This is a genomic window from Sphingobium sp. TomTYG65, from assembly GCF_055395525.1.
Window position 1 is genome coordinate 724489 of record NZ_AP027330.1, and the last position, 26576, is coordinate 751064.

Here is a 26576-nt window from a genome sequence, read left to right on the forward strand (position 1 = left end):
CATAAAATGGCTAGTCAACCGCTAACGGAGTAATTTTATTACCCATTCGACAGCATAATTGTCATCAATATGCCGTGTTTCGCGCGCCCAGTCAGAGGGTGGCTGGCGTGAAAACCAGGTATATTGGCGTTTGGCATATTGACGGGTGGCGATGCGGCCGCGTTCGAGCATGGTGTCTCGGTCGATTTCGCCGCGCAGCCAACTGGCGATCTCGGGAACCCCGATCGCCCGCATGACAGGCAGGTCTGGGGCGAGGTTGCGGGCGAGCACGGCCTGCACTTCCTCCACCGCGCCGCCCTCCACCATCTGTTCGAAACGCAGGTCGCAGCGGGCGATCAGCCAGTCGCGCGGGGGGAGAAGGATGAGGGGGGAGAGGTGGATGCGATCGCCGATGCCGCCGCTCTTATGCTGCTGCCAGTGCGAGAGTGGCTGGCCTGTGGAGCGGACGACTTCGAGGGCGCGGGCCACGCGGGTGGTATCTGCGGGGGCGAGGCGGGCGGCGGCTTCCGGGTCTTCGCGAGACAGGGCCGCATGCGCTTCTGCGACGGGCAGGGCGCGCACGGAGGCGCGGACGGCAGGGTCGATGTCGGGAACCGGGGCGATGCCGTCGAGCAGGGTGCGCAAATATAGGCCGGTGCCGCCGACGAGGATGGGGAGGCGGCCTTCACGATGCGCGCTGTCGATTTCCGTGCGGGCCTCACTCGCCCAGCGGGCGGCGGTGCAGGCTTGTGCGCCGTCGATATGGCCGAAGAGGCGGTGCGGGACATGCGCCATCTCCTCGGTGCTTGGCCGGGCGGAGAGGATCTGGAGGTCGGCATAGACCTGGCTGGCGTCGGCGTTGATGACGATACCGTTCGCCGCCTGCGCCAGCCGGACCGCGAGCGCGCTCTTGCCGCTGGCGGTCGGCCCGGCAATAAGCGCGACGCGCGGGCGGGATTCGCCCGATAATGTTTCAGGAGTGTCCATGTTCGTCGCGACCTTAGTGGCAAGTGCGGCCTTGAGTCAGGGGGATATTGAGGACGCCGCCGGAAGGCTGGCGACCGCGGGCTGTGCGCCGGTGGATAGCAAGTGGCTGGACGAGGGCAAGGCGGCGGACATCTTCTTCGGCAGCGATCCGGTAACGGCACGGGCCGCACTGACGGATATTGGCGACAAGGTGGACGTGATCGTGCAGCCCGCCGCAGGGCGCGAGAAGAAGCTGCTGATCGCGGACATGGATTCGACCATGATCACGGTCGAGTGCATCGACGAACTGGCTGACTATGCCGGGATCAAGCCGCAGATCGCGGACATCACCGAGCGGGCGATGCGCGGCGAGTTGGACTTTGCAGGCGCGCTGCATGAGCGGGTCGCGCTGCTGAAGGGGCTGGCGGACGAGGCAATCGACCAGTGCCGCATTGAGCGCGTGAAGATCATGCCGGGCGCCAAGGCGTTGGTGCGCACGATGAAGGCCCGGGGCGCGGCGACGCTGCTGGTGTCGGGCGGTTTCACTCGCTTCACCGGGCCGGTAGCCGAGGAGATTGGTTTCGACAGCGCAGTCGCCAATGTGCTGGAAATCGCAGATGGCGCGCTCGTCGGGACTGTAACCGTGCCCATCGTCGATGCTTCCCGGAAGCGCGCTGAACTGGAAGCGGCGATTGAGGGCGGTATCGATCGGGCTTTGACGCTGGCGGTCGGTGACGGGGCGAACGATATCCCGATGATCCAAGGCGCGGGGCTGGGCGTTGCCTATCATGCCAAGCCCAAGACGCGGGAGGCAGCGGCAGCGGAGATCGTGCATGGGGATCTATCCGTGCTGCTCTATGCGCAGGGGATTGCTTCGGCGGAGTGGGTTGAGGAGTAGGGCGTCTTTCCAACCCGTTTGAGCTTGGCCTTTGAATGGCTTGTGGTCCTTCCACTGCCAGCCTGTAGTGGGCGTTGAGGGCGAGCTTCGACAGGCTCAGCCCGAACGGGGGTGGACGGCTCAGGGTAGCTGTAGAGAAGCTGCGCTCGATCGGGGTTAGCCATTTTTCGGAGCGCCGCGCCCCTGCGGAGGCAGGAGCCCATTTTTGAGCGCGAGGGTTTGGGCTCCTGCCCTCGCAGGAGCATTGTTGGGGGGGCGACCACGCGCTCCGCGGATCACAGTTAATCGCATGTTGGGCACGTTCCGCCGTCATTGCGGTCTGGTAATGGATTCGATTGTGACCGTCGGTCGTTACACTCCCGCTGCATTCCGCAGTGCCCACATCTAATCGGCGCACGGTCCTCGTTGCGCCAAGGGAGAGGATATGAACATCAGGCTTTTGGCTCTTCTCGGGGGAGCCGCGCTCGGTTTGAGCGCCTGCTCGACGACGAGAGATGAACCTATCGCGCCCGCGCCGCCCGTCGGCCCCGGTGCGATCGCCGGCACTGTCGCTGCGGATCGGAACGGCGATGGCATTGTTGACGGCTATTACTCGCCGGATGGCATGTATCATGAGGTGATGGGGCCGCCTTGCCCGCCGCCGCCGCCGCCACCGCCGCCTTCCAGGCGCGGAGAACGCGGCTGATCAACATGGCTTTTGGGGCGCGGCATAGTCGCCGCGCCCGCTCCATTTGCTGGCGGATGATTGCGGGGCTGCTCGCAGCCGGACTGGTTCCGGCGTCCGCTGGCGCTCAGCCTGCAGCGGCGCAGGAGGGCGTGCGATCCAGCATCGGCGCGGAAATCCGCGCATCGGTGAGCGGCAAGCTGCGTGATTTTTATGCGCCACGCGGTTATTGGCCGCTCTGGGTGGATGGCGACAGGATCGGCGGCCAGGCCGATGCCCTGCTGGACCTGATCCGCACGGCGCGCGCCGATGGGCTAGATCCCAAGGATTATGACCTGCGCGACCTGGAAAGGGTGGTGCAAGAGGCGAAGTCCAGTGGAGGCGATGCCCGCCTGCTGGCGCGGGTGGATCTCGCCCTTTCCAAATCCTTCGCCGCCCTGGTCCGCGACATGCGCCGTCCGTCTAAGCGGGTGAAAATGCGCTATCTCGATCCGGAGGTGCAGCCGCGCGAGGATGAGCCTGCGGAGATATTGCGGGCGGCTGCTGTCGCATCTTCCTTCCCAGACTATGTTCGCCAGCTTGGCTGGATGAGCCCGTTCTATGTGCAGTTGCGCGCAGCGCGGACGGATTTCGCCGAGCGCTGGGCGAACCTGCCTAACGTCATGATCCCTACAGGCGCGAAGCTGCGGCCGGGGGCGAAGGGGCCAGCGGCCGCCTTGTTGCGCCAAAGGTTGGGACTTCCGACCGGCAAAGGCTATGACAAGGCTGTGGCCGCCAAGGTCCGTGCCTTTCAGGCGGATCATGGGTTAAAGGCGGACGGCGTTGCGGGCGCGCAGACTATCGAAGCGCTCAACCGGCCATTTGGCTGGTACGACCGGATGCTGGCGCTCAACCTCGATCGGGCGCGTTTGCTGCCGGGCCCTTGGGTGCGCCATGTGGTGGTGGACGCGGCATCCGCCCGGCTGTGGTACTATAGCGATGGGCGGCAGGACGGGACGATGAAGGTCGTGGCTGGCGCGCCGGAAAGCCAGACCCCGATGATGGCGGGCATGATACGCTATGCGACGCTCAATCCCTATTGGAACGTGCCGACCGACCTGGTGCAGCGCAAGCTGTCCCAGCGCGTGCTGGGCGGCGCATCGCTGAGTTCGTTGAATTATGAGGCCTTGTCCGACTGGAGTGCCAATGCGCGGCGGTTGAATGAATCGGAAATCGACTGGCGGTCGGTTGCCGACGGACGTCAGCAGTTGCGTGTGCGCCAGTTGCCGGGCGGGACGAACGCCATGGGGAAGGTCAAGTTCATGTTCCCCAACGATCTGGGCATCTACCTGCACGACACGCCTTCGCGCGATCTGCTCGCCAAGCCGGCGCGGCATTTCAGCAATGGCTGTGTGCGGCTGGAGGATGCGCAAAGGCTGGGGCGCTGGTTCTTCGGCAAGCCGCTGGTGGCGGAGAGCAGCGAGCCGGAGCAGCATGTGCCGCTGCCCCAGCCGGTGCCGGTTTATCTGACCTATCTGACAGCCGTGCCGAGCGGGCAGGGGGTGCAGTTCCTGCCTGATGTGTATGAGCGAGATGGGATCTAGAAGCCGAACAGCATCCAGAGCGCCATCGCGACCATCATGATATTCTCGGTCAAGGACACGAAGCCCAGCGGCACATTGCTGTTGCCGCCGACGCAGGCGCATTTGAGTTCGCGCTTTTCGATATAGACAGCCTTGAACACCGATGCCGCGCCGATGCCGCCGATGAACAGCGCGACCGGGATGGAAAGCCAGTTGAACAACCCGGTCAGCATCAGCACGCCTGCGCCCAGTTCAAGGAAGGGATAGATGCGGCCATAAGGGACGAAGCGCCGGGCGAGCAGGTCATAGTTCAGGAACATGGTCGCGAAACGATCCACATTCTGCAGCTTCAGCATGGCCAGGAGCATCATGCTGACGGCGATGAAATGTTCGACGGTCATTATGCTGGCGAGCGGCATCGCGGTCAGCCATGCGATCGACAGCGCAAGCAGCGCGGCGACGGCGAACACCGCCAGAACCGGCGTGTAGCTGGTCGCTGCCGGATCGGCGACTTTCAGGCCGAGATAGCGGCGCAGGTCGTCATGGCCGCCAATCCGGTCTCCGCCGATGAAGATCTGCGGCGTTGTCTTGACGTCATATTTCGCCTTGAAAGCGTCCACCTGATCGCGGGTGGTGAGCCAATGATCCTCCACCGCATATCCGTTGCGGCGGAGAAGCCAGCGTGCCTTGAGCCCATAGGGGCAGACATGGCCGGGCATCACCATGCGATAGAGTTGCGCGGTGCGGGCGGGAGTGCTGGCAAGGGCGGCTGATGAAGTCATTGCATGGCCTTTGTTCGTGATCCGATGCCGCCTATATGGGGTCCGTACCATGGTCCGGAGTCAAGTATGGCGATGACGATTTCTGGTCTGGCCCGCGCTGGCGGGGTGGGGGTCGAGACGGTGCGCTTCTATCAGCGCAAGGGGTTGCTCGGGACGCCTGAGCGCGCGGGCAGCGGCGGAGGCGTGCGGCGCTATGGGGATGAGGATGTGCGGCAGTTGCGGTTTATCCGGTCGGCGCAGGGCGCGGGCTTCACGTTGGAACAGATTGGCGAACTGCTGCGCCTGGATGCGGGTGAGGACCGGGCGCGGGCGCGGGAACTGGCGGCGGAGAGGCTCACGGCATTGGATCGGAAGATCGCCGAACTGCAGGAGGCCCGCGATGCGCTGCGGAGGCTGGCGAGCGCCTGCCATGCTTCGGAGGAGGGGCCTTGTCCGATTATTTCAGCGTTTGAGGGGTGAATTCCTGACGGGGGTGTGGCGGCAGGAGTTAAAATCCCGCCATCAGTCCATCGATGGCGCCTTGTAGGATGTAGCTGGCGGCGAGTTTATCGACCAGTTCTTCGCGGCGGGCGCGGCTGGCGTCGGCTTCCAGCAATGTACGGGTGACGGCTTGCGTAGACCAGCGCTCGTCCCAAAGGAGGATGGGGAGCCCTAGGTCAGCGATGTTGCGGGCGAAGGCGCGGCTGGCCTGGCTGCGGGGGCTTTCGCTGCCGTCGAGGTTCAGGGGCAGGCCGATGACGACGCCCTTGACCTGCTGCTGATCCATGAAAGCGGCGAGGGCGACCTTGTCCTTGCTGAACTTGCCGCGCGATACGGTGTGGGCCGGGCTGGCGATGGACCAGCCGGCGTCGCACAGGGCAAGGCCTATGGTCTTGGTGCCCACGTCCATGCCCAGCAGGCGGCCGCCCTGGGGAAGCGCTTCGCGAAAGGCGGCGCGGTCGGCGGTGAGGAGCGCGGTCATTTCTTCAGGAAAGCCGCGAGGCGGTGACGGGCGTCTTCGCGCACGTCGCCCCAGAACAGGCTGTAGTCATACACATGGTAGTTGTTGCCTGGCAGGGTGAATGGTCCCATGTCCACCGGCTCGCCGATCATTAGCACGCCGCTGGTGTCGCAGCGGGCGGGGACGACGCCTTTCAGCAGGAGTGGCGGCTTGGCTTGGTCTCGGCTGTCGAGCGTGCCGCGATTGGCGCTGGCGGGGGCGGCTCCGTTGAAGGCGCCGGTGATCGGATTGGTGCAGAGCATGTGCGTGCCCTTGCGCGGTTTGCCGGTGTAGCCGTCGCGGCGCTCGAAGGTTTCGATAATCGGCGAGGGATCGGCGGGCTCGGCGTAGCTCTGCCAGCTCACGATGCAGTGCGCCTCGTCCCGGCGCGCGCAGGCGGGGAGGCCGAGCGCGGGGAGGTCGGCCTCTACCGATACCGGCCAGCCTACTGCATAGACGGCGGCGATGCGGTTACTGACGGGCTTGCCTGCGACCTGTTCACGCATCAGTTGGAGGAGGTGACGGGAGCCTTGGCTATGCCCTGCGAGGATCAACGGGCCGGTGGGATTGGCTTTGAGGAAAGCGGCGAAGGCTTGGGACACGTCGCGATAGGCGGCGGCGAGCGCTTGATCGCCTGCGGGCTTGTCGGTGAGGAATGCGCCGTAATTGGCCTGGCGGTAGCGGGGCACCCAGACATTGCCGGCGGCGTTGAACGCACTCGCCTGCCCCTGCACGAAGCGGCGTGCAGTGGCGAGCGAATCCTTGTCGTCCAGGCGCATGTTCCAATGCGCGTCGCCGAGCGTGGTGATGTAAGAGGTCGGGTGGATGAAGAAGATAGCGGCCTTTGGCGCGGCCGGATCGTCCTTCACGCCCGCAGGTTTCCAGAGTGCGGGGTTGTCCCTGGTGATGTCGGGCCTCGCGATCCACATTTTGGGATCATCATAGGCGTTGGCGGGAAGAGGGGAGAGAGGCGTGAAGGCTTCGCGCGGCACCATGACTGCGCGGATCAGCTGCATGCCCCAGATGCGATAGACCAGCGAGGCGGCGATCACGAGCACGATCAGGCTCGCGACGATATAAAGGAACTTGCGCGCCAAGGCCTTGCTCTCCCTCTCTCTGGCGGCGCCTGTCTGGCGCAGGCGCAGACAGTCCGCAAGTGCGGACTTGAAGCGGGCGTGAGCGGGTGGTAGCGGCGGCCCATGTCGATAGACCTGCAGACCGTAAAGAAGATCGCCAGCCTTTCGCGCATTTCGGTGACCGACGCCGAAGCCGAAGCGATGGTGCCTGAACTCAACAACATCCTGGGCTGGGTGGAGCAATTGGGCGAGGTGGACGTGACCGGCGTAGAGCCGATGACCGCCGTCATCCCTAATAAGCTACGTCTGCGGGAGGATGTCGTGACCGACGGCAATGTGCGTGAAAAGGTGCTGGCGAACGCGCCACAGGCTGAGCATGGCTTTTTCGCGGTGCCGAAGGTGATTGAATAGCCTTGTTATCCGTTCGCCCTGTTCCAACGAGTCACTTGTTTCGTTGGGATGTCGAAGGGCTTTGCTTCTCTTCAAGAAAGGACTGGGCTTCGACAGGCTCAGCCCGAACGGGGAAAAGAGTTTGACTGATCTTACTGACCTTACAGTTGCCGAAATCCGCAACGGCTTTCGCGCCGGCGACTTTTCCGCGCGCGAAGTGGCGGAGGCGTTCAATGCCAATGTCGCGGCCGCCAAGGCGCTGAACGCCTTTATCGTCGAGACGCCGGAGAAGGCGCTGGAAGCTGCAGACGTCGCTGACAAGGCGAAGGCTGCCGGTGAGGCGCTCAAGCCGCTTTCGGGCGTGCCGATCGGCATGAAGGACCTGTTCTGCACCGAAGGCGTGCAGACGACGGCCGCCAGCCATATGCTGGAAGGATTCAAGCCGACCTATGAGTCCACGGTTTCCAAGAAACTGTGGGATGCGGGCGCGGGGATGCTGGGCAAGCTCAACCTCGATCAGTTCGCCATGGGCTCTTCCAACGAGACGAGCTATTTCGGCAATGTGATCTCCCCCTGGCGGCGGGGTGGCGGGGATAATGCCGCACTCGCCCCTGGTGGCTCTTCGGGTGGGTCGTCGGCGGCGATTTCGGCGCGGTTGTGTCCGGCGGCGACTGGCACCGATACGGGCGGCTCGATCCGGCAGCCTGCCGCCTTTACCGGCATTTCGGGTATCAAGCCGACCTATGGCCGCTGCTCACGCTGGGGCATCGTGGCCTTCGCTTCGTCGTTGGATCAGGCCGGGCCGATGGCGCGGACCGTGCGGGACAATGCGATCCTGCTGGAGACGATGGCCGGCTTTGATCCCAAGGATTCGACCTCGCTCGATCTGGCCGTGCCGCAGTGGGAGGCTAATCTCTCCAGCGACCTCAAGGGCAAGAAGGTCGGCATTCCCAAGGAATATCGTCCTGATGGCCTGAATGCGGAAATTTCCGCCATGTGGGATCGCGGCATCGCATGGCTGAAGGATGCCGGGGCCGAGGTGGTCGAGGTTTCGCTGCCGCATACCAAATATGCGCTGCCGACTTACTATATCATCGCGCCTGCCGAGGCTTCGTCGAACCTCGCGCGCTATGATGGCGTGCGGTACGGCCAGCGTGACTTGCCCGACGGGGCGGGATTGCAGGACATGTATGCCGCCACCCGCGCCGCAGGGTTCGGGCCGGAGGTGAAGCGCCGCATCATGATCGGCACCTATGTGCTGTCGGCGGGATTCTACGACGCTTATTACACGCAGGCGCAGAAGGTCCGGGCGCTGATTGCGCGCGACTTTAGCCAAGCGTTCGAGAAGTGCGATCTGCTGCTGACGCCGACCGCGCCGAGTGCTTCCTTCGCGCTGGGCGAGAAGCAGGCCGATCCGCTGGCCATGTATCTGAATGACGTCTTCACCGTGCCTGCTTCGCTGGCCGGGTTGCCTGCGATGGCGGTGCCGGGTGGACTGGATGCACAGGGCCTGCCCTTGGGGCTTCAGATCATCGGCAAGGCGCTGGACGAGCAGACGGTGCTCAACGCGGGCCTCGCGATTGAAGAGCGTGCGGGCTTCACGGCTCGGCCGGAGAAGTGGTGGTAACAGGTGTCGTCATGCCAGCGCATGCTGGCATCTCAGTGCCTATGTTGTGACATTAGAGAAGAGAGATCCCAGCGTTCGCTGGGATGACAGGTTGGACAATGACCGAGACAGCATACCGCATTCAGGGCGCAACCGGCGAGTGGGAGGTCGTGATCGGCCTGGAAGTCCATGCGCAGGTGACGAGCCAGGCGAAGCTCTTTTCCGGCGCGGCTACGGCTTTTGGTGCGGAACCTAATACGCAGGTATCGCTGGTCGATGCGGCGATGCCGGGCATGCTGCCGGTGCCGAACAAGGAGTGCATCCGTCAGGCTGTGCGCACCGGCATGGCGATCAATGCGAAGATCAACAAATGGTCGCGTTTCGACCGCAAGAATTACTTCTACGCGGACCTGCCGCAGGGCTATCAGATCAGCCAGCTCTACCACCCGCTGGTGGGCGAAGGTGAGATCGAGATCAATCTCGACGAGAAAAATCCTGATGCCGCCACGAAGCGCATCGGCATCGAACGCATCCATGTCGAGCAGGACGCCGGCAAGTTGATGCACGACCAGCACCCGACGCGCTCCTATGTCGACCTCAACCGATCCGGCGTGGCGCTGATGGAAATCGTGTCCAAGCCGGATATGCGCTCGCCTGCTGAAGCGGGGGCTTATCTGTCGAAGTTGCGGACGATCCTGCGCTATGTCGGATCGTGCGACGGCAATATGGATCAGGGCTCGATGCGCGCGGACGTCAATGTGTCCGTGCGCAAGCCGGGCCATGAATTCGGCACCCGTACCGAGACGAAGAATGTGAACTCGGTCCGCTTCGTCATGGCGGTGGTCGAATATGAAGCCAGCCGTCAGGTCGATGTGCTGGAGGCCGGCGGTAAGGTGGTGCAGGAAACCCGCCTTTATGATCCGGACAAGAATGAAACCCGGTCCATGCGGTCGAAGGAAGACGCGCATGACTATCGCTACTTCCCCGATCCCGACTTGCTGCCGCTGGAGCTGGACGATGCTTTCCTGGAAGACTGCCGCCAGTCGCTGCCCGAACTGCCCGACGCCAAGCGCCGCCGCTATGAGGAGCAGCTGGGCCTTTCCGCCTATAATGCCGCGACCCTGACTGCGGATGCCGACACCGCCCGCTGGTTCGAGGCGCTGCTGGCCGAAGGCGCGCGCATCCAGAAGAAGAGCGAGGGCGAAGTCGCCAAGGCTTCGGCCAACTGGCTGCTGTCGGAGTTGTATGGCGCGCTCAATCGTCTCGGCAAGAGCCTTGAAGACAGCCCGGTCGGCCCGGAAGAGGGCGCTGAATTGCTGGCGCTCGTTGCGGACGGCACGATTAGCGGCACCATCGCCAAGCAGGTGTTCGAGATCATGCTCGAAACCGGCGATCGCGCGCCCAAGATCGTGGAAGAAAAGGGCCTGAAGCAGACCAGCGATACGGGCGCGATCGAAGCAGCGGTGGCCAAGGTGCTGGCCGACAATGGCGACAAGGTCGAGCAGTATAAGGCCGGCAAGGAAGCGCTGTTCGGCTTCTTCGTCGGGCAGACGATGAAGGCGATGCAGGGCAAGGCCAATCCGCAAGTCGTCAACGAACTGGTCCGCAAGGCGCTTGCCTGAATCGAAGAAGGCTGCCTAAACCCCTTGGATATCAGGCGGAAGCGGGGGCGCTTCCGCCGACAGGGGGGCGAAGGATGAGGGCACGCACATTGATAGCGGCGCTGGCGCTGATGGCGGCAGGCGCGCTGCCCATGACGGCGCAGGCTGAAACACTGACCAACGATATGGTGGTGGCGCTGGTCCAGGCGGGCTTGGGCGACGATGCGGTGATCGCGAAGATCAGGGCGTCGGCCGGTCATTATGCGCTGGCCACCGAGGACTTGATCGCACTCAAGAAGCGCGGCGTGTCGGGGCCGGTAATCGCGGCCATGATCGAGTCCGGTTCGGAGGGGGCAGTTTCAGCCAAGGCCGGTTTTTCCGCGGATTCTCCTGATCCGCTGGTACCGCATCCGTCCGGCCTCTATCTGCTGAACGAAACGCGCATGGTACGGATTGATCCCACCACATCGAACCAGAGCAAGACTGGCGGACTGCTGGGCTATGCCTTTACCGGCGGGCTCGCGTCGCTCAGCATCAAGGCGGTGATCCCCAACGTAACGGCCAGGGTCCGGACCAAGCGGGCGCGGCCGACATTCTATTTCTATTTCGATGAAGCGACCCGTAGCTTGTCTCAGGCCGGGACGGCTTCGCCCTGGCTGTCAGGGCCGGCGAGCGCGATCACATCGCCCAACGAGTTCACGCTCATCCGCTTTGACGTCAAGAAGGACCGGCGCGAGACGCGGACGGGGAGTATGAACCTGGCGGGCGCGAAGTCGGGCGTGATGGACAAGGATCGGATCGCCTTCGACTACGAACAGGTGACGCCCGGTGTGTTCAAGGTGACGCCGTCGGCCGACCTGCCCGCGGGCGAATATGGTTTCATCTACTCGATTAGTGTGGGGGCGGGACCGGGCATGTGGAGCCATGGCACCGGATCGGCGCGCATCTTCGATTTCGCGGTCCATCCGTGATGGAATGGGGACGCTGCCTGAGGAGCAAGCAGCGCCCCCGTCCATAAGGCACGGTCCCGGGGGACGGGACAGCCTCATGGCAGGGCTGACGGACCAGGAAGGTCGTGGGGTGGCGCCCGCCAGCTTTTCATCAGCTAGACGGCGCGGGATGGGATGAACCGTTCTTTTCGCGTTCGGAATATTCTGACTCTTCTCCGTGCGTGTCGAGTGACCCGCAAATTGGTTCTCGACTTCGCTCGAACAGAACGGAGCGGGGTCACGAAATCCTAAAAGGCGAAATCCATCCCGATCCGGATCGCTCGCGGGCGGAGCGGCGTCACATAGTCGCCCCGTAGGTTGAACGGCGTGCCAAGCGAGAAGCGGTTGCCGCTGCTGTCGAGAATATTGGTCAGCGAAAGGGAGAGTTGGAGAGGGCCGCGCGCGAAGCTCGCGGTGACCGCCGTGTCGACATAATCCCCCTGAGTGCGGCCGAGGATAGGCCCGACGCCGACCCGCGACTTGCCGACATAACGCGCCGATCCGTTCAGATGCAGGCTGATGTCGTTGCTGATCCAGTGGCGGTAGTCGATCGCGAGCCGGCCGCCGAGGTTGGCGACATTGGGCAGCGTCATGGACTGATCGACCTTGGTCAGGGCGCGGACATAGGGCGTGGGCTGGCTGAGGCGGCTGTCATTATAGATGATGCTGCCGTCCAGGGTGAGGTCCGGCAGCGGACGGATGGCGATGCGCCCTTCGAACGTATAGATGCGCCCGTCACCGATATTAGCTGTTGCGGGGAGGCCGATCCGGTCGATGACGTCGGCCTGTATGTCGCGCCAGTCGGTATAGGCGAAATTGGCGCTGAGCGCGATTGGATCGCGGCCCGCCAGGCCCTTGCGGAGGCCGAACTCCAATGTCGATGCGCGGTCGTTGCTGAACCGCCGGACATGCTGATCGTCCACGGCCAGGCCGCCGGGGCGGAAGCCTTGTTGGAAACGGGCGTAGATGGTCAGGCCCGGTAAGGCGTCGCTCAGGAGAGACAGGGAGGGGAGGAAGATCGTTTCGTTGCGGTCGGCCTGCGCTTCGGCCCGCGCGATTTCTGCGCTGGAAAGCAGCGGGATGGGATCGATCGCCTGGCCCGATAGGCGGCTGTTGGTGAGGCGTCCGCCCAGCGTGGCGACGAGACCTGCGGCAGGTTCGAACGAGGCTTCGCCGAAGAGCGTGGCTTCATGAATGCGGTTGCGAACGCCGGTGGCTGTCGCGGGCAGACCGAAGCCGTAGAGTGGAACGCCCGCTATGGCCTGCGCCTCCACGGGCGCCATGCCGAAGGAGGTTAGCGACCGGCTGATCGTCGATGTGCTTTCGAGATAAGAGAGGCCGATGATCCAGCCGAGGCCGTTGTCCAGGTCACGGACCAGGCGGTTCTCTGTCGAGAATATGGATACGCGATTATGCTGGCGGAACAGGCTGGGTGGCGTATCGGTCTGGGTCGCGTCATAGCTTTCGGCCAGGATGTTGCGGACATAGCCGGTCGAGGAGATGAAGCGCAGATCGTTCCATTGGTGCTCAACCCGCAGATTGGCTAGCGCATAGTCGGAGGAATAGGGCTGCGCGACGCTAGAGGCGCGGTCGAGGCTGCCTACCGTCTTGTCAGCATATTGCGCGTCGTTGCCGTGGATATGCTGGTACACGCCGCTCAAGTCGATCAGCCAGTCGTCGCTTGGGGCGAAACGGAGCGTGGCGCGGCCGCCGTATATGCCGGTGCGGTTCACATCATCTCGGTTGCGCTCGACATCGTCGATATATCCGCCCTCGCGCACGCCATAGCCTACGACGCGCAGAGCGAGTTTTTCGGGGACGATCGGGACGTTCAGGGTTGCCGACAGGTCACCGCCTGGTTCGCCATGCTGGGTGGCGCTGAGCCCCGTCGACAGCTGGCCGCCAAAGCGAGCGAGGTTGGGCGGGTTAGGGATCATGCGGATGATGCCGCCGAGCGACCCTGCGCCGTAAAGCGTGCCTTGTGGTCCTTCCAGCACCTCCACGCCCTGTATGTCGTACAGGCGAAGGTCAGGGTCGGGCGCGGCATAGTTGAGGCGCATGTCGCCCAGATATTGGCCGGTAGTTGCCTGGGTGGGGCCAGCGACGGCGGAGTCGGCTATGGCGCGCAGGAACAATTTGTTCCGCCCGGCTCCGGCGTGTGTCGAACTGAGGCTCGCCACGCGGGCAAGCAGGCTGGCCGTGCCGGATGCGGCTTCTCCACTGGTCAGAGCGCCATAATCCATGACATCGACCATGCCGGGATAGCGGGGCAGCGGTAGGTCGCGCTTTGAGGCGGTGACGATGATTTCGGCTGGTTGAGGTTCTGCAAGCGGCTGCAGCTGGGGCGTAGAAGGCGCGGGAGTTGGGCGGAGCTTGGGAGGGCGACGTATGATGCGCCAGCTGTTCGCGTCGATCCGCTGAAGCGCCGCGCCGGTGCCATGGAGCAGCCGCTTCAAAGCGGCCTCGGGGGAGAGGCGGCCGTTGACCGCTGACGTCGGGATCATCGCCAGAGACTGGTCTGAAATGCCGATGCTGGCGCCCGTCTGACGGCCGAGCGCGACGATCGCCTCGCCCAACCGTCCGGGGGCGATGCTGATCATCTGTCTGTCCGCCGCGCTGGCTGGCGATATGGCCGCTATGGCTATGGCGGTGACGAAAAGGACGTCAGCGTGGCGCGGCATCCCCTTCCTTCAGCAGCCAGCCGTCGCCCTGTCGGACGGCGGAAAGGCCCATCAGCGGGGCGGCGGCTGCGAAAAAGCGGGGCGCGTTGCGGTCCAGGCGGATGGTGCCGGTGAAGCGGACCGCTCCAGCGCCCGGCGTGGTGGTGAGCCGGACGCCGATCGATCGGGCGATGTCCGCACTGATCTGCGTCACCGGCATATTGTCGTAGCTGAGCTGCCCCTGCCGCCAGCTTGCAACGGCTTGGGGAGCGACGTTCATGACGCGCAGGCCGCTGGCGTCCTGCGTCAACCCGCGGCCTGCGGGGAGGGCGATGGCCTGCGCCTGGGGGTTGTAGATTACCTTGCCTTCCGACACGCCGATGCGGGTTGCTCCAGCGCTGTGGACAATGTTGAAGATGGTCCCGGCATCCTCAAACACCGCCTCCCCCACGGTCACGCGGAACGGGTTGCTGGCGTCGTGCCGCACGGTGAAGGCGGCCTCCCCGCTGTCGAGCGCGGCGAAGCGGCTGTTGTCATGATCGAGCCGAATAGTGGTGCCGCCGTTGAGGTCAATGCGCGTGCCGTCTTCCAGCGCGATGCTGCGCGTTTCGCCGGGGCGGGTGGTGACGGTGTAGATGTCGGTGCGGTTCCAGAAGCCGATGGAGAGCGCCGCGACCAGAGCGGCAGCCAGTGCCCCGCCACCCATCCAGCGCATCGGTCGCCAGCGCCGCTCGCCAACGTCATTGGCGGGGGCGGGCGCGAAAATGGGGTCTGCGGGCAGGAGGTCCGGCAGGTCGGCGTCTGCGGTCAGTAGTTCATCATAGGCGGCCGCGTGGGCGGGGTCCGCTTCCAGCCAGAGGGTGAAGGCATCCCAGTCGGCGAAATCCGGATCGCGCGTACGGATGACCCATCCGAGCGCCTCCTCGTGCAGCATGATGCTGGCCCCTGTCATATATGACCCCATGCCAGGTAAGACGCCGCCTGCCTGCTCATTCCGTATCCAGCCTTTGCCGTAACGCGACAAGGGCGCGATAAGCTTTTTGAAGGTCCTTCTCCACAGTGGTCAGGCTGACGCCCAATTCTTCGGCAATCAGGCGTTGTCCCACACCTTCGATCCGGAAGCGGCGAAAGACCAACTCCACGCGCGGACCAAGGTCGTGCAGCACGGCTTCGGCCTCTTTCAGGCGCTGGGCAAGGATCATCCGTTCATCGACGGCGATGTCTTCGCTGGGATCGGCCATGACGCCGCCGGCGCCCTCTGCCCAATGCTGCTCCCTCCGCTCACGGCGGGTGGCCGAGCGGTAGCGGTCCAGCATGAGATTATTGGCCATGCGATAAAGATAGGGCAGCGGATCGGAGACCGGGCCAAGGTCCTTCGCCTCCAGCTTCATCCACATGTCCTGCAACAGATCTTCGGCATCATCGCCCGCGCCGCGCGCGCGCAGGAAGCGCAGCAGGGCAGGGCGGTTCTCCAGAAATATCGCAGATAGGCCGCTGGCCATGCCCTTTAAGGTTCCCGTGCAGGTGAAGGCGGCTTGAGATAGAGGGCGTGGCAGGGCTTTGGCAATGGACAAGCGAAAGCCGACGCCGCCATTGCCCCGTCGTACCTGCTGCTTTAGCGGAGGAAAAGGAGCGCATTTGGAGGCAGGATGCGAGCGAGGACGCAAGTTGACGTAGCGGCAGCGCAGGCCGCGGGCATGGACCCCGCACGGTTGGACGCAATCGCGCAGGCGTTGCACGCGGATTATGTCGCCACGGGCAAGATCCCTCATCTCCAACTGCTGGTGTCACGGGACGAGCAAATTTTGTTGTCGCATGTGAGCGGCGCTCGCCGCGCGACGCGGGAGCCGCTGGCGCAGGATTCGCTGTTCCGGATCGCGTCCATGACCAAGCCGGTGACCTCAACCGCCTTCATGATGCTGGTCGAGCAGGGGCTTCTCGGGCTGGACGATCCAGTGACGGATGTCCTGCCGGAATTTGCAAGGCTGCGGGTGGGCTTGGACGAGCAGCTGTTGCAGCGGCCCATGCGGATGATCGACCTGCTCCGTCATACATCTGGCCTCACCTATGGGCTGCAGCGCCAGACCCCGATCGATGCGCGCTACAGGGAATTGGGGTTGGACGAATTTCAGCAGAAGCGCAGTTCCGACGAGTTCATTGCGCTGCTGGCCGGGTTGCCGCTGGAATTTTCGCCGGGCGAGCGATGGAATTATTCCGTTTCGACCGATGTGCTTGGCGTTGTGGTGGAGCGGCTGAGCGGCCTTAGCCTCGACGCCTTTTTCGCACAGCGCATCTTCGGTCTGCTTGGGATGGAGGACACGTTCTTCGTCCTGCCCGAAGAGAAGGCGGGCCGGATGACGGATGCGTGGCAGCTGGGTCAGGATGGCCGATTGTCCCTGTACGACAGGGGCGCGCGCAGCGGCTGGCGGCGTAAGCTGCAGCTTCACTCCGCAGGGGGCGGGCTGATCTCCACAGTGGCTGACTATCATCGGTTCGCGCGGATGCTGTTGCGGGGGGGCGAACTGGATGGCGTGCGTCTTCTGAAGCCCGAAACCGTCGCCAGCATGCACGCCAATCACCTGCCCGGCGGCGGCGACCTTGCCCGCCACTCCTCATCCATGTTCAGCGAGGCGGATTATGCGGGCGTAGGCTTTGGGCTGGGCTTTGCGACCGATCTCGATACCGCGGAATATTTTTGGGGCGGCGTGTTTTCGACGTTCTTCTTCATCGATCCGCGAGAGAGCATCATCGGTTTGCTGATGACACAGCACTTGCCGTCTAACGCTTACCCGCTCCGCCGCCAGTTACGTGAAGGCGTGCGCGCGGCAATCTGTGAGCGGCGGGGCTGATCCACTTTTACGAAGATCATGCTGCGCTGCAAAAATTTGCTGTTGGCGATGGTAAGGGCGCTGTGCCATCATCGGGTTCGGATTCAGCCAAGGGGGATTTAACCCATGAACCTCAAGGGCAATACCACGCTTCCCAAGCCTGCGCCCCGACAAGTCGATCCGCAGGTGCTCGCCCATGAGATTGTCGAACGGCTGACCTATCGCATCGGCAAGAACGCCGAAGCGGCCAAGCCCCACGACTGGCTGCATGCGGTGATCCTGTCAATCCGCGACCGGGTGATCGACGCATGGATCGCATCGACCCAGAAAACCTATGAAGAGCAGGGACGACGGGTCTATTATCTGAGCCTCGAATTCCTGATCGGCCGTCTGATGCGTGATGCGGCGTCCAACATGGAAATGCTGGACGATGTTCAGGCGGCGCTCAATTCGCTGGGCGTCGATATCGACATCATCGCGGCGCTGGAGCCGGACGCGGCGCTGGGCAATGGCGGCCTTGGACGGCTGGCGGCCTGCTTCATGGAAAGCATGGCGACGGTGGATGTGCCCGCCTATGGCTATGGCATCCGCTATGTGAACGGCATGTTCCGGCAGGAGATTTCGGACGGTTGGCAGGTTGAATTGCCGGAAACCTGGCTGACCCACGGCAATCCGTGGGAGTTCGAGCGGCGCGAGGCGAGCTACGAGATTGGTTTTGGCGGGCGCGTTGATCCTGCCGATGGCGCGGAGGCCAGTCCGCACCAGATGCACTGGCGACCGACCGAGCGCGTGATCGCGACGCCCTATGACACGCCGATTGCTGGGTGGCGCGGCAAGCGCGTCAATACGCTGCGGCTGTGGGAAGCGCAGCCGATCGACCCGATCCTGCTCGACAAGTTCAATGCCGGCGATCATCTGGGCGCGCTGTCCGAAAGCAACCGGGCTGAGGCGCTGACGCGGGTGCTCTATCCTGCGGACAGTTCGCCTGCGGGGCAGGAATTGCGGCTGCGGCAGGAATATTTCTTCTCGTCAGCCTCTCTGCAGGACATCGTTAGGCGGCACATTCAGTATTTCGGTGACATCCGGACGCTGGCGGACAAGGCGGCGATCCAGCTGAACGACACGCATCCGGCGGTGGCCGTTGCGGAGCTGATGCGGATACTGCTGGACGATCATGGGCTGGATTTCGATGAGGCGTGGGAGCTGACGCGGCGGACGTTCAGCTACACCAACCATACGCTGCTGCCGGAGGCGCTGGAAAGCTGGCCTGTGCCCTTGTTCGAGCGGCTGCTGCCCCGGCATATGCAGATCGTCTATGCGGTGAACAGCCGCCTGCTGGGCGAGGCGCGGCGGTCCGGGCATTTTGATGACCGCGCGATCGGCTGCATATCGCTGATCGACGAAGGGGACGAGCGCCGGGTGCGGATGGGCAATCTGGCCTTTGCCGGATCGCACAGCGTCAATGGCGTGTCGGCTCTCCACACGGAGCTGATGAAGGAGACGGTGTTTGCCGATTTCCACCGCCTCTATCCCGCGCGGATCAACAACAAGACCAATGGGGTCACCTTCCGCCGATGGCTGATGCAGTGCAATCATGGGCTGTTCGAATTGATCCGCGAGGCAATCGGCGATCGGTTCATGGACGATCCGGAGGCTCTCCGGGACCTTGATCGCTTCGCAGACGACAGCGCGTTTCAGGAGAAGTTCCTGGCGGTCAAGCGCGCGAACAAGGTAGCGCTGGCCGACCTTCTGAAGCAGCGGGTGAATGCGCGGATCGATCCGGCGGCTCTGTTCGACATCCAGATCAAGCGTATCCATGAATATAAGCGGCAACTGCTCAACATCATCGAGGCGGTGTCGCTCTATGACCAGATCCGGTCGCATCCGGAGCGGGACTGGGTGCCGCGCGTCAAGCTGTTCGGCGGCAAGGCGGCGCCGAGCTATCACAACGCCAAGCTGATCATAAAGCTGGCCGGTGACGTGGCGCGAGCGGTCAATCATGATCCGGCGGTGCAGGGGCTGCTCAAGGTGCAATTCGTGCCCAATTACAACGTCTCCCTGGCCGAGATGATGATCCCGGCCGCGGACCTGTCCGAGCAGATTTCCACTGCGGGCATGGAGGCGTCGGGCACCGGAAACATGAAGTTCGCGGTCAATGGCGCGCTGACGATCGGGACGCTGGACGGCGCGAATGTCGAGATGCGCGACCATGTGGGCGAAGACAATATCGTGATCTTCGGCCTCACCGCGCAGGAGGTAAACGAGCGCCGGTCGCAGGGCTATAATCCGCGCGATGTGATCGGGCATAGCCGGGAATTGGGGCAGGCGCTTGAAGCGATTGCGAGCGGTGTCTTTTCTCCCGACGAGCCAGGCCGATACCGCGACCTGGTGCAGGGGCTTTACGACCACGACTGGTTCATGGTGGCGGCCGATTTCGACAGCTATTCTGCGGCGCAGAGAAAGGTGGATGCCATCTGGCGCGATCAGGGGAAATGGGCCAAGATGGCGATCCACAATGTCGCGCGGATGGGATGGTTCTCATCGGACCGGACCATTCGCGAATATGCCACCGATATCTGGAAGGTGCTCTGATGACAGGTTGCGCCCACCAGTGCTGACGCAGGAAGCGATCGCCCGGCTGTTGGAAGGCCGTGAGGACGATCCTTTCGCGACATTTGGCGTCCATTCTGCGGATAAGGGCTTTACCGCTTGTGTGCTGCTGCCCGAGGCGGTCAGCGTCACGGCCTATAAGCTGGATGGCAAGGCGGCCGGTCCCTTGACGCAGATCCACCCTGCGGGCCTTTTTTCCGGCAAGGTGTCGATCAGGAAAAGACAGCCCTTGCGCTACCATGCCGTCTATCCGGATGGCGGCGAATATTGGGTGGTCGACCCCTACGCCTTTGGTCCGGTGTTGGGGCCGCTTGACGACTATTATTTCGCGGAGGGATCGCACGGCCGCCTGTTCGACAAGATGGGCGCGCATCTGATCACGCATGAAGGGGTCGAGGGCACGCATTTCGCGGTCTGGGCTCCCAATGCGCAGCGGGTGTCGGTAGTAGGGGACTTCAACCGTTGGGACGGGCGCAGGGGCCTGATGCGGCGGCGGCAGGATGCCGGGGTTTGGGAGATGTTCCTGCCCGAAGTCGGACCGGGCAGCCCCTACAAGTTCGAAATCATGGGACCTGACGGCAAGCTGTTGCCGTTGAAGGCCGATCCATTCGCCTTCCGGTCGGAATTGCGACCATCCACCGCATCGATCGTGGCGGATGTTCCCGATCATGCCTGGGGGGATGAGCGGCACCGCGATCATTGGGCAAAGGCCGATCCCCGGCGCGAGCCTATCTCCATCTATGAAGTCCATGCCGGATCATGGCAGCGCGATGAGCATGGCCATTTCCTGAGCTGGGACGAACTGGCCAACCGGCTGATCCCCTATGCGGTCGGCATGGGCTTTACTCATATCGAGTTCCTGCCCATCAGCGAATATCCCTATGATCCGAGCTGGGGCTATCAGACGACCGGATTATATGCTCCCACCGCCCGGTTCGGTGATCCGGAGGGATTTGCTCGTTTCGTGGATGGCGCTCATCGGGCGGGGTTAGGCGTGATCCTGGATTGGGTGCCTGCACATTTCCCGACCGATGCGCACGGGCTGGCGCGCTTTGACGGCACTGCGCTCTATGAGCATGAGGACCCGCGCAAGGGCTTTCACCCCGATTGGAACACGGCGATCTACAATTTCGGCCGCCGGGAAGTCGCGCAGTTCCTGATCAACAACGCGCTGTTCTGGGCGGAACGCTATCATGTCGATGGGCTGCGCGTGGATGCGGTCGCGTCGATGCTCTACCTCGACTATTCGCGCAAGGAGGGGGAGTGGATCCCCAATGCGCAAGGCGGGCGGGAAAATGTGGAGGCGGTCGATTTCCTCCAGCAGATGAACAAGGCCATCTACGGCACGCATGCGAGTGTGATGACGATCGCGGAGGAGTCCACCAGCTGGCCCAAAGTGTCGCATCCCGTGCATGAAGGGGGCCTGGGCTTCGGGTTCAAATGGAATATGGGGTTCATGCATGACACGCTGCGCTATCTGGCGCGGGATCCGGTGCATCGGCGGCACCATCATGACGATATCACCTTCGGGCTGCTCTACGCCTTCACCGAAAATTTCGTGCTAGCGCTGAGCCATGATGAGGTGGTGCATGGCAAGGCGTCACTGCTGCATAAGATGGCGGGCGATGATTGGCAGAAGTTCGCAACGTTGCGCGCCTATTATGCAATGATGTGGGGCTACCCTGGCAAGAAGCTGCTGTTCATGGGGCAGGAATTCGCCCAGCGCGAGGAGTGGAGCGAGGCGCGGGCGCTTGACTGGCATCTGCTGGACCATGCGCCTCATCAGGGCGTGCAACATCTGGTGAGTGACTTGAACCGGCTATACCGGTCGCGCCCGGCGCTGCATGCACGGGATTGCGAGGCGGAAGGGTTCGAATGGGTGCTGGTGGATGCGGCGGGAGATTCGGTCTTCGCCTGGGCACGCCGGGCGCCGGGGGCAGCGCCCATCGTCGTCATCAGCCATTTCACGCCGATCCTGCGGCAGGGCTATCGCCTGCGCCTGCCCGCCGCAGGACGCTGGCGGGAAATCATGAACAGTGACGCGGCCGATTATGGCGGCAGCGGAGCGGGCAATCTGGGGTCGGTCTTCGCGGGGGAAGATGGCTGGGCCGAAATCATCATCCCGCCGCTTGGCACGCTGATGCTGGAACTGGACAATTGACACCGACGAACGCGCGAAGGCGGTCGCGGGCATGAAGGAGAGGAGCCCTATGCAAGCCAGAAACCAGCCGATCGCGCGCGACGCCATGGCTTATGTGCTGGCGGGCGGACGCGGTAGCCGCCTGGCCGAGCTGACCGACCGGCGCGCCAAGCCCGCGGTGCATTTCGGCGGCAAGGCGCGCATCATAGATTTTGCGCTGTCCAACGCGCTCAACAGCGGCATTCGGCGCATGGGCGTGGCGACGCAATATAAGGCGCATTCGCTGATCCGGCACTTGCAGCGCGGCTGGAACTTCCTGCGGCCCGAGCGAAACGAGAGCTTCGATATCTTGCCCGCCAGCCAGCGCATTTCTGAAAGCCAATGGTATGAGGGCACGACCGACGCCGTGTTCCAGAATATCGACATCATCGAAAGCTATGCGCCCGAATATATGGTCATCCTGGCGGGCGATCATGTTTACAAGATGGACTATGAGCTGATGCTCCAGCAGCATGTCGACAGCGGCGCAGACGTCACTGTGGGATGCCTGGAAGTGCCGCTGCGCGACGCCACCGGCTTTGGCGTCATGCATGTCGATGAAAATGACGTCATCACCGCCTTTGTCGAAAAGCCCAAGAAGCCGCCGAGCATGCCGGGCAATCCCGACATGGCGCTCGCGTCGATGGGCATTTACGTGTTCGGAACCCGCTTTCTGATCGAGGAATTGCGGCGGGATGCGGATGATCCAAACAGCAGGCGCGACTTTGGCGGGGATATCATTCCCTATATCGTGAAGCATGGGAAAGCGGTGGCGCACCGCTTTTCAAGCAGCTGTGTCCGGGCGGAGAGCGAGCCGGTTCCCTATTGGCGCGATGTGGGGACGCTGGACGCCTATTGGCAGGCGAATATCGACCTGACCGAAGTCGTACCGTCGCTCGACCTCTATGACCGCAACTGGCCGCTCTGGACCTATTCGGAAGTCACGCCGCCGGCCAAGTTCGTGCATAATGAGGAGGGTCGGCGCGGATCGGCGACTTCTTCGTTGATCGCAGGCGGGTGCATCGTGTCGGGCTCCGCGCTGCATAAGAGCCTGCTGTTTTCCGGGGTGAGGACGCACAGCTTTTCCTCCATCACCGAGAGCATCATCATGCCCGATTGCGTGATCGGCCGGGGCGCGCGGCTGCACAAATGCGTGCTCGATTCCGAAGTGGTCATCCCGTCGGGACTGGTGGTTGGCGAAGATCCGGAATTCGATGCTCAGCGGTTCAGGCGGACGGACAGCGGGGTGTGCTTGATTACGCAATATATGATCGACCGGCTGGCGAACTGAGGGGCTTGGGCAAGATAGTGGCGATGCAGCTTCTTTCGGTCGCGTCCGAAATCTATCCTCTGATCAAGACGGGGGGGCTGGCCGATGTGGTTGGGGCCTTACCAGGCGCGTTGGCGGAGCAAGGCATAGGCGTACGCACGCTGGTGCCCGGCTATCCTTCGGTCCTTTCCAAATTGGGCAAGGCAAAGACCGTGCGGCGTTACGAGGCGCTGTTCGGAGCGCCCGCAGCGCTGCTGGCGGCGAAAGCCGGTGAGCTGGACCTGCTGGTGCTGGATGCACCGGAGTTCTTTGCGCGCGAGGGCGGGCCATATGGCGACGCCGGGGGCCGTGACTGGGGGGATAATTGGCGGCGTTTTGCCGCTTTGGCGCGCGCGGGCGCGGACATAGCGGAAGGGGGCGTCAAGGGTTGGCGTCCTGATCTGGTCCACGCTCATGATTGGCAGGCGGCGATGACGGCCGCCTATATGCGCTTTGGCCCGGCCCACGCAGTGCCCAAGGTGGTGACGATCCATAACCTGGCGTTCCAGGGCCGTTTCGGCGCGGATGTGTTTGCCGGACTGGGCCTGCCGCCTGAGGCTTGGGGCGTCGACGGCGTCGAATATTATGGAGGCATCGGCTTTTTGAAGGCGGGCCTTGTGTCAGCAGACGCGATCACGACCGTCAGCCCGAGCTATGCCGATGAGATCAGATCTCCGATGCACGGCATGGGACTGGACGGACTGATCAACGGGCGCGCAGACCGGCTCCATGGCATATTGAACGGGATCGACACGACTATCTGGGACCCAGGCGCGGACGAGTTGATCGCGCGGCGTTATACGGGGCGAGCCTTGGGTGGGCGCACGGCGAACCGGCGGGCGGTAGAGAAGCATTTCGGGCTGGACCGTGACGACGCACCGCTGTTCATCATCGTCAGCCGGCTGACATGGCAAAAGGGGATGGATCTGGTGGCGGAGGCCATCGACCATCTGGTGGGGCTGGGTGGCAAGCTGGCGGTGCTGGGGTCGGGCGATCATCCGCTGGAGGGCGCCTTCCTGGCTGCGGCGGATCGGCATCGCGGGCGAGTGGGCGCGCATATCGGCTATGACGAACCGCTGTCCCACCTGATGCAGGCGGGCGGAGACGCGATCCTGATCCCATCACGCTTTGAGCCGTGCGGGCTGACCCAACTTTATGGGCTGCGCTATGGCTGTGTACCGGTCGTCGCGAGGGTCGGCGGGCTGGCGGACACAGTGATCGATGCCAATGAGGCAGCCGTAGGGGCTGGCGCGGCGACGGGGGTGGTGTTCGCGCCCTCCGATCCGCTGGCGCTGCATGGCGGAATTGCGCGGACGATCCGGCTGTATGGGGACAAAGCCGTTTGGCAGGCGATGCAGCGGGCCGGCATGCGGGCCGATTTTTCCTGGAAGCATAGCGCGGCGCAATATGCCGCGCTGTTCCAGTCGCTGGTACAGGGCGTGGCGTGACGGCGGCTTTCGGAGCCGGGGTAGGGCAAGGCAGCACGCGCTTTCGGGTGCGCGCGCCCGACGCCACCCAACTTTGGCTGTGCCTGTTCGATGCGGCGGATCGCGAGACGCGGGTCGCGATGGAGCGGGATGATGAGGGATGCTGGGCGCTGGATGTGTCGGGCGTTGGAGAAGGCGCACGCTACGGCTTGCGGGCCGATGGTCCTTATGAGCCAGAGGCGGGGATGTGGTTCGATCCGGCCAAGCTGCTGCTAGACCCCTATGCGCGGGCGATTGACCGGGCCTTTGTCTATGATCCGCGACTGGCGGCTCCGCGGGAGGATGGGATCAACACGGCGGCGTTGATGCCCAAGGGCGTGGTGGCAAAGCCGCTGCCCAGGAGCGAGCCAGCACCGCCGCTGTTCCGGCAGGGCGGGCTGATCTACGAATTGCAGGTGCGCGGCTTCACTATGCTGCATCCTGACGTGCCGGAGGCGCAGCGCGGGACCATTGCGGCATTGGGGCATCCGGCTGTCATCGATCATCTCCGGCGGCTGCATGTGAGTGCGGTGGAACTGATGCCCGTAACCGCCTGGATCGATGAGCGGCATCTGGGCCCTTTGGGGCTGCATAACGCCTGGGGCTATAATCCGGTGAGCTTTTTCGCGCTCGATCCCCGGCTGGCTCCGGGTGGCATGGCGGAACTGCGCGGGGCGGTGGAGGCTCTGCACGCGGCGGGCATCGGCGTGATCCTGGACATGGTCTATAATCATGACGGGGAAAGCGATGCGCTGGGGCCGACGCTGTCATTGCGCGGATTGGATGCGCGAAGCGCGTTTCGGCATGAGGCGGACGGGCGGCTGATCAACGATACCGGCACGGGCAACAGCATCGACTGCAATCATCCTGCGATGCAGGAGTTGATCCTGTCGTCGCTGCGGCATTTCGTGACGGAGGCGGGAGTGGACGGGTTCCGATTTGACCTGGCGCCGGCGCTGGGGCGGATGCCGCAGGGCTTCGACCCGCACGCGCCATTGTTGCGGGGGATGCGCGAGGATCCCTTGCTGAGCGATCGAGTGATGATTGCCGAGCCTTGGGATATCGGGCCGGGCGGCTATCAGCTTGGCCGGTTCGGTGAGCCGTGGCTGGAATGGAATGATCGCTACCGCGACGATGTGCGGCGGTTCTGGCGCGGGGATGCAGGGATGCTTGGGGCGATGGCGACACGGCTCTCCGGTTCGTCAGACCTGTTTCAAGACAGCAGCCGTACAGTCAACTTCATCGCAGCACATGATGGGTTCACCCTGGCTGACCTGACCGCCTATGAGCACCGCCATAATGAAGCCAATGGCGAGCAGAATCGCGATGGCCATGGCGAGAATTTCAGCTGGAACAACGGTGTGGAGGGGGTGAGCGGCGATCCTGCCGTCGCAGATGCGCGTAGGCGTGACGTTAAGGCTCTTCTGTCCACGCTCTTCTGTTCGCGCGGTACGATCATGCTGACGGCGGGTGATGAGTTTGGCCGCACGCAGCAGGGCAATAATAATGCCTATGCGCAGGATAATGCCATCGGCTGGGTCGACTGGGCGGCGCGGGATCGGGAGATCGAGGCGCATGCCTTCGCCATGGCGGCGCTGCGGGCGGGGCGGGCGGATCTGAGCGATCCTGCATTGCTGACGGACGCTGACGTGGAGTGGCTGGGCGAGGATGGGCAGCGGCTCAGCCCGGCACAATGGGAAGAAGCGGGCCGGAGGCGGCTGGTGATGCGCTACCGCAAGTCCGGCCTTTCGCTCTGCGTCAACGGGACGGACGAGAACTGTCTTTTCCGCATTAGCGGCGCGGATATCGAAGTACCTGCCCGGTCGATCAGCGCCCTGACAGGATAGCTTAAGAAGGGGAGAGGCGGGGCGGCCAGACATTAGCGCGCCGAAAAAATACGAAATTTGCCGCGTTGATGCGCCAGCCGGTCTAAGTGCGACCGGTTGCGCCCTACCATCTGATTCCCGGAGCGCGTCTTGGCAAAGGCGGGCAATGCAGATCAACGGGCGATTGAAGCGCCGTAACAAACAGG

Annotated in this window: 21 protein-coding genes; 14 read left to right on the top strand and 7 right to left on the bottom strand. The window is 63.5% G+C overall.

The window, feature by feature from the left end:
* Positions 1-21: 21 nt before the first annotated feature.
* The gene (miaA, locus tag ACZ5Y5_RS03640) at positions 22-966 is read right to left on the bottom strand and encodes a tRNA (adenosine(37)-N6)-dimethylallyltransferase MiaA (RefSeq protein WP_464809841.1); all 945 of its coding nucleotides are present in this window, start codon (positions 964-966) and stop codon (positions 22-24) included.
* Here miaA and serB point away from each other — a divergent pair.
* From serB to ACZ5Y5_RS03655, 3 genes are all read left to right on the top strand, one after another.
* A complete protein-coding gene (serB, locus tag ACZ5Y5_RS03645; protein ID WP_464809842.1) occupies positions 965-1843 on the top strand; it encodes a phosphoserine phosphatase SerB in 879 nt (292 codons plus the stop codon). The genes miaA and serB overlap by 2 nt on opposite strands.
* A gap of 424 nt (positions 1844-2267) precedes the next feature.
* On the top strand, positions 2268-2528 hold the full coding sequence (locus ACZ5Y5_RS03650) for a hypothetical protein (RefSeq protein ID WP_464809843.1): 261 nt from the start codon (positions 2268-2270) through the stop codon (positions 2526-2528).
* Positions 2474-4090 carry a L,D-transpeptidase scaffold domain-containing protein gene (locus ACZ5Y5_RS03655; RefSeq protein WP_464809844.1) on the top strand — a complete coding sequence of 539 codons (1617 nt, stop codon included), beginning with the start codon at positions 2474-2476 and terminating at the stop codon, positions 4088-4090. The genes ACZ5Y5_RS03650 and ACZ5Y5_RS03655 overlap by 55 nt, the downstream gene beginning before the upstream one ends.
* Here ACZ5Y5_RS03655 and ACZ5Y5_RS03660 read toward each other — a convergent pair.
* Complete coding sequence (locus tag ACZ5Y5_RS03660; RefSeq protein WP_464809845.1) at positions 4087-4851, bottom strand: MauE/DoxX family redox-associated membrane protein; 765 nt, start codon at positions 4849-4851, stop codon at positions 4087-4089. The genes ACZ5Y5_RS03655 and ACZ5Y5_RS03660 overlap by 4 nt on opposite strands.
* 66 nt (positions 4852-4917) lie before the next feature.
* On the opposite strand from ACZ5Y5_RS03660, the gene ACZ5Y5_RS03665 reads away from it, so the two are divergent.
* On the top strand, positions 4918-5310 hold the full coding sequence (locus tag ACZ5Y5_RS03665; RefSeq protein WP_464809846.1) for a MerR family transcriptional regulator: 393 nt from the start codon (positions 4918-4920) through the stop codon (positions 5308-5310).
* A 28-nt stretch (positions 5311-5338) separates the two neighbouring features.
* On the opposite strand, the gene ruvX is transcribed toward ACZ5Y5_RS03665, so the two are convergent.
* Together ruvX and ACZ5Y5_RS03675 are read right to left on the bottom strand one after the other, a co-directional pair.
* A complete protein-coding gene (gene ruvX / locus ACZ5Y5_RS03670) occupies positions 5339-5812 on the bottom strand; it encodes a Holliday junction resolvase RuvX (protein ID WP_464809847.1) in 474 nt (157 codons plus the stop codon).
* On the bottom strand, positions 5809-6927 hold the full coding sequence (locus ACZ5Y5_RS03675; protein WP_464809848.1) for a DUF3089 domain-containing protein: 1119 nt from the start codon (positions 6925-6927) through the stop codon (positions 5809-5811). Before ACZ5Y5_RS03675 ends, ruvX begins: the two co-directional genes overlap by 4 nt.
* A 102-nt stretch (positions 6928-7029) precedes the next feature.
* Here ACZ5Y5_RS03675 and gatC point away from each other — a divergent pair, with 102 nt between their 5' ends.
* From gatC to ACZ5Y5_RS03695, 4 genes are all read left to right on the top strand, one after another.
* Positions 7030-7317, top strand: a complete 288-nt coding sequence (gatC, locus tag ACZ5Y5_RS03680; protein WP_464809849.1) for an Asp-tRNA(Asn)/Glu-tRNA(Gln) amidotransferase subunit GatC — start codon at positions 7030-7032, stop codon at positions 7315-7317.
* 121 nt (positions 7318-7438) lie between these two features.
* Positions 7439-8923 (top strand): Asp-tRNA(Asn)/Glu-tRNA(Gln) amidotransferase subunit GatA, encoded by a 1485-nt coding sequence (gatA, locus tag ACZ5Y5_RS03685; protein WP_464809850.1) that lies wholly within the window; start codon positions 7439-7441, stop codon positions 8921-8923.
* Positions 8924-9021: 98 nt separating this feature from the next.
* The gene (gene gatB / locus ACZ5Y5_RS03690; protein WP_464809851.1) at positions 9022-10524 is read left to right on the top strand and encodes an Asp-tRNA(Asn)/Glu-tRNA(Gln) amidotransferase subunit GatB; all 1503 of its coding nucleotides are present in this window, start codon (positions 9022-9024) and stop codon (positions 10522-10524) included.
* 74 nt (positions 10525-10598) lie between these two features.
* Positions 10599-11474, top strand: a complete 876-nt coding sequence (locus ACZ5Y5_RS03695) for a hypothetical protein (RefSeq protein ID WP_464809852.1) — start codon at positions 10599-10601, stop codon at positions 11472-11474.
* A gap of 266 nt (positions 11475-11740) precedes the next feature.
* Here ACZ5Y5_RS03695 and ACZ5Y5_RS03700 read toward each other — a convergent pair whose 3' ends face one another.
* The 3 genes from ACZ5Y5_RS03700 to ACZ5Y5_RS03710 are packed head-to-tail and all read right to left on the bottom strand — an operon-like array spanning position 11741 to position 15654.
* A complete protein-coding gene (locus ACZ5Y5_RS03700; RefSeq protein ID WP_464809853.1) occupies positions 11741-14173 on the bottom strand; it encodes a TonB-dependent receptor in 2433 nt (810 codons plus the stop codon).
* Positions 14157-15086 (bottom strand): FecR family protein, encoded by a 930-nt coding sequence (locus tag ACZ5Y5_RS03705; protein WP_464810461.1) that lies wholly within the window; start codon positions 15084-15086, stop codon positions 14157-14159. The genes ACZ5Y5_RS03700 and ACZ5Y5_RS03705 overlap by 17 nt, the downstream gene beginning before the upstream one ends.
* A gap of 55 nt (positions 15087-15141) precedes the next feature.
* Positions 15142-15654, bottom strand: a complete 513-nt coding sequence (locus ACZ5Y5_RS03710) for an RNA polymerase sigma factor (RefSeq protein ID WP_464809854.1) — start codon at positions 15652-15654, stop codon at positions 15142-15144.
* Between the two features lie 147 nt (positions 15655-15801).
* Between ACZ5Y5_RS03710 and ACZ5Y5_RS03715 the strand changes: the two genes are divergently transcribed.
* The 6 genes from ACZ5Y5_RS03715 (at position 15802) to glgX (ending at position 26391) form a co-directional block, all read left to right on the top strand.
* Entirely contained in the window at positions 15802-17001 is a 1200-nt protein-coding gene (locus tag ACZ5Y5_RS03715) for a serine hydrolase domain-containing protein (protein ID WP_464809855.1), read from the top strand.
* A 105-nt stretch (positions 17002-17106) separates the two neighbouring features.
* Positions 17107-19572: a glycogen/starch/alpha-glucan phosphorylase gene (locus ACZ5Y5_RS03720; protein WP_464809856.1), complete on the top strand. Its 2466-nt coding sequence runs from the start codon at positions 17107-17109 to the stop codon at positions 19570-19572.
* A 19-nt stretch (positions 19573-19591) separates the two neighbouring features.
* Positions 19592-21751, top strand: a complete 2160-nt coding sequence (glgB, locus tag ACZ5Y5_RS03725) for a 1,4-alpha-glucan branching protein GlgB (RefSeq protein WP_464809857.1) — start codon at positions 19592-19594, stop codon at positions 21749-21751.
* Between the two features lie 49 nt (positions 21752-21800).
* Positions 21801-23060, top strand: a complete 1260-nt coding sequence (gene glgC / locus ACZ5Y5_RS03730; protein WP_464809858.1) for a glucose-1-phosphate adenylyltransferase — start codon at positions 21801-21803, stop codon at positions 23058-23060.
* Between the two features lie 17 nt (positions 23061-23077).
* Positions 23078-24526, top strand: a complete 1449-nt coding sequence (gene glgA / locus ACZ5Y5_RS03735; RefSeq protein ID WP_464810462.1) for a glycogen synthase GlgA — start codon at positions 23078-23080, stop codon at positions 24524-24526.
* Positions 24523-26391 carry a glycogen debranching protein GlgX gene (gene glgX, locus ACZ5Y5_RS03740; protein ID WP_464809859.1) on the top strand — a complete coding sequence of 623 codons (1869 nt, stop codon included), beginning with the start codon at positions 24523-24525 and terminating at the stop codon, positions 26389-26391. The genes glgA and glgX overlap by 4 nt, the downstream gene beginning before the upstream one ends.
* Positions 26392-26576 lie beyond the last annotated feature (185 nt).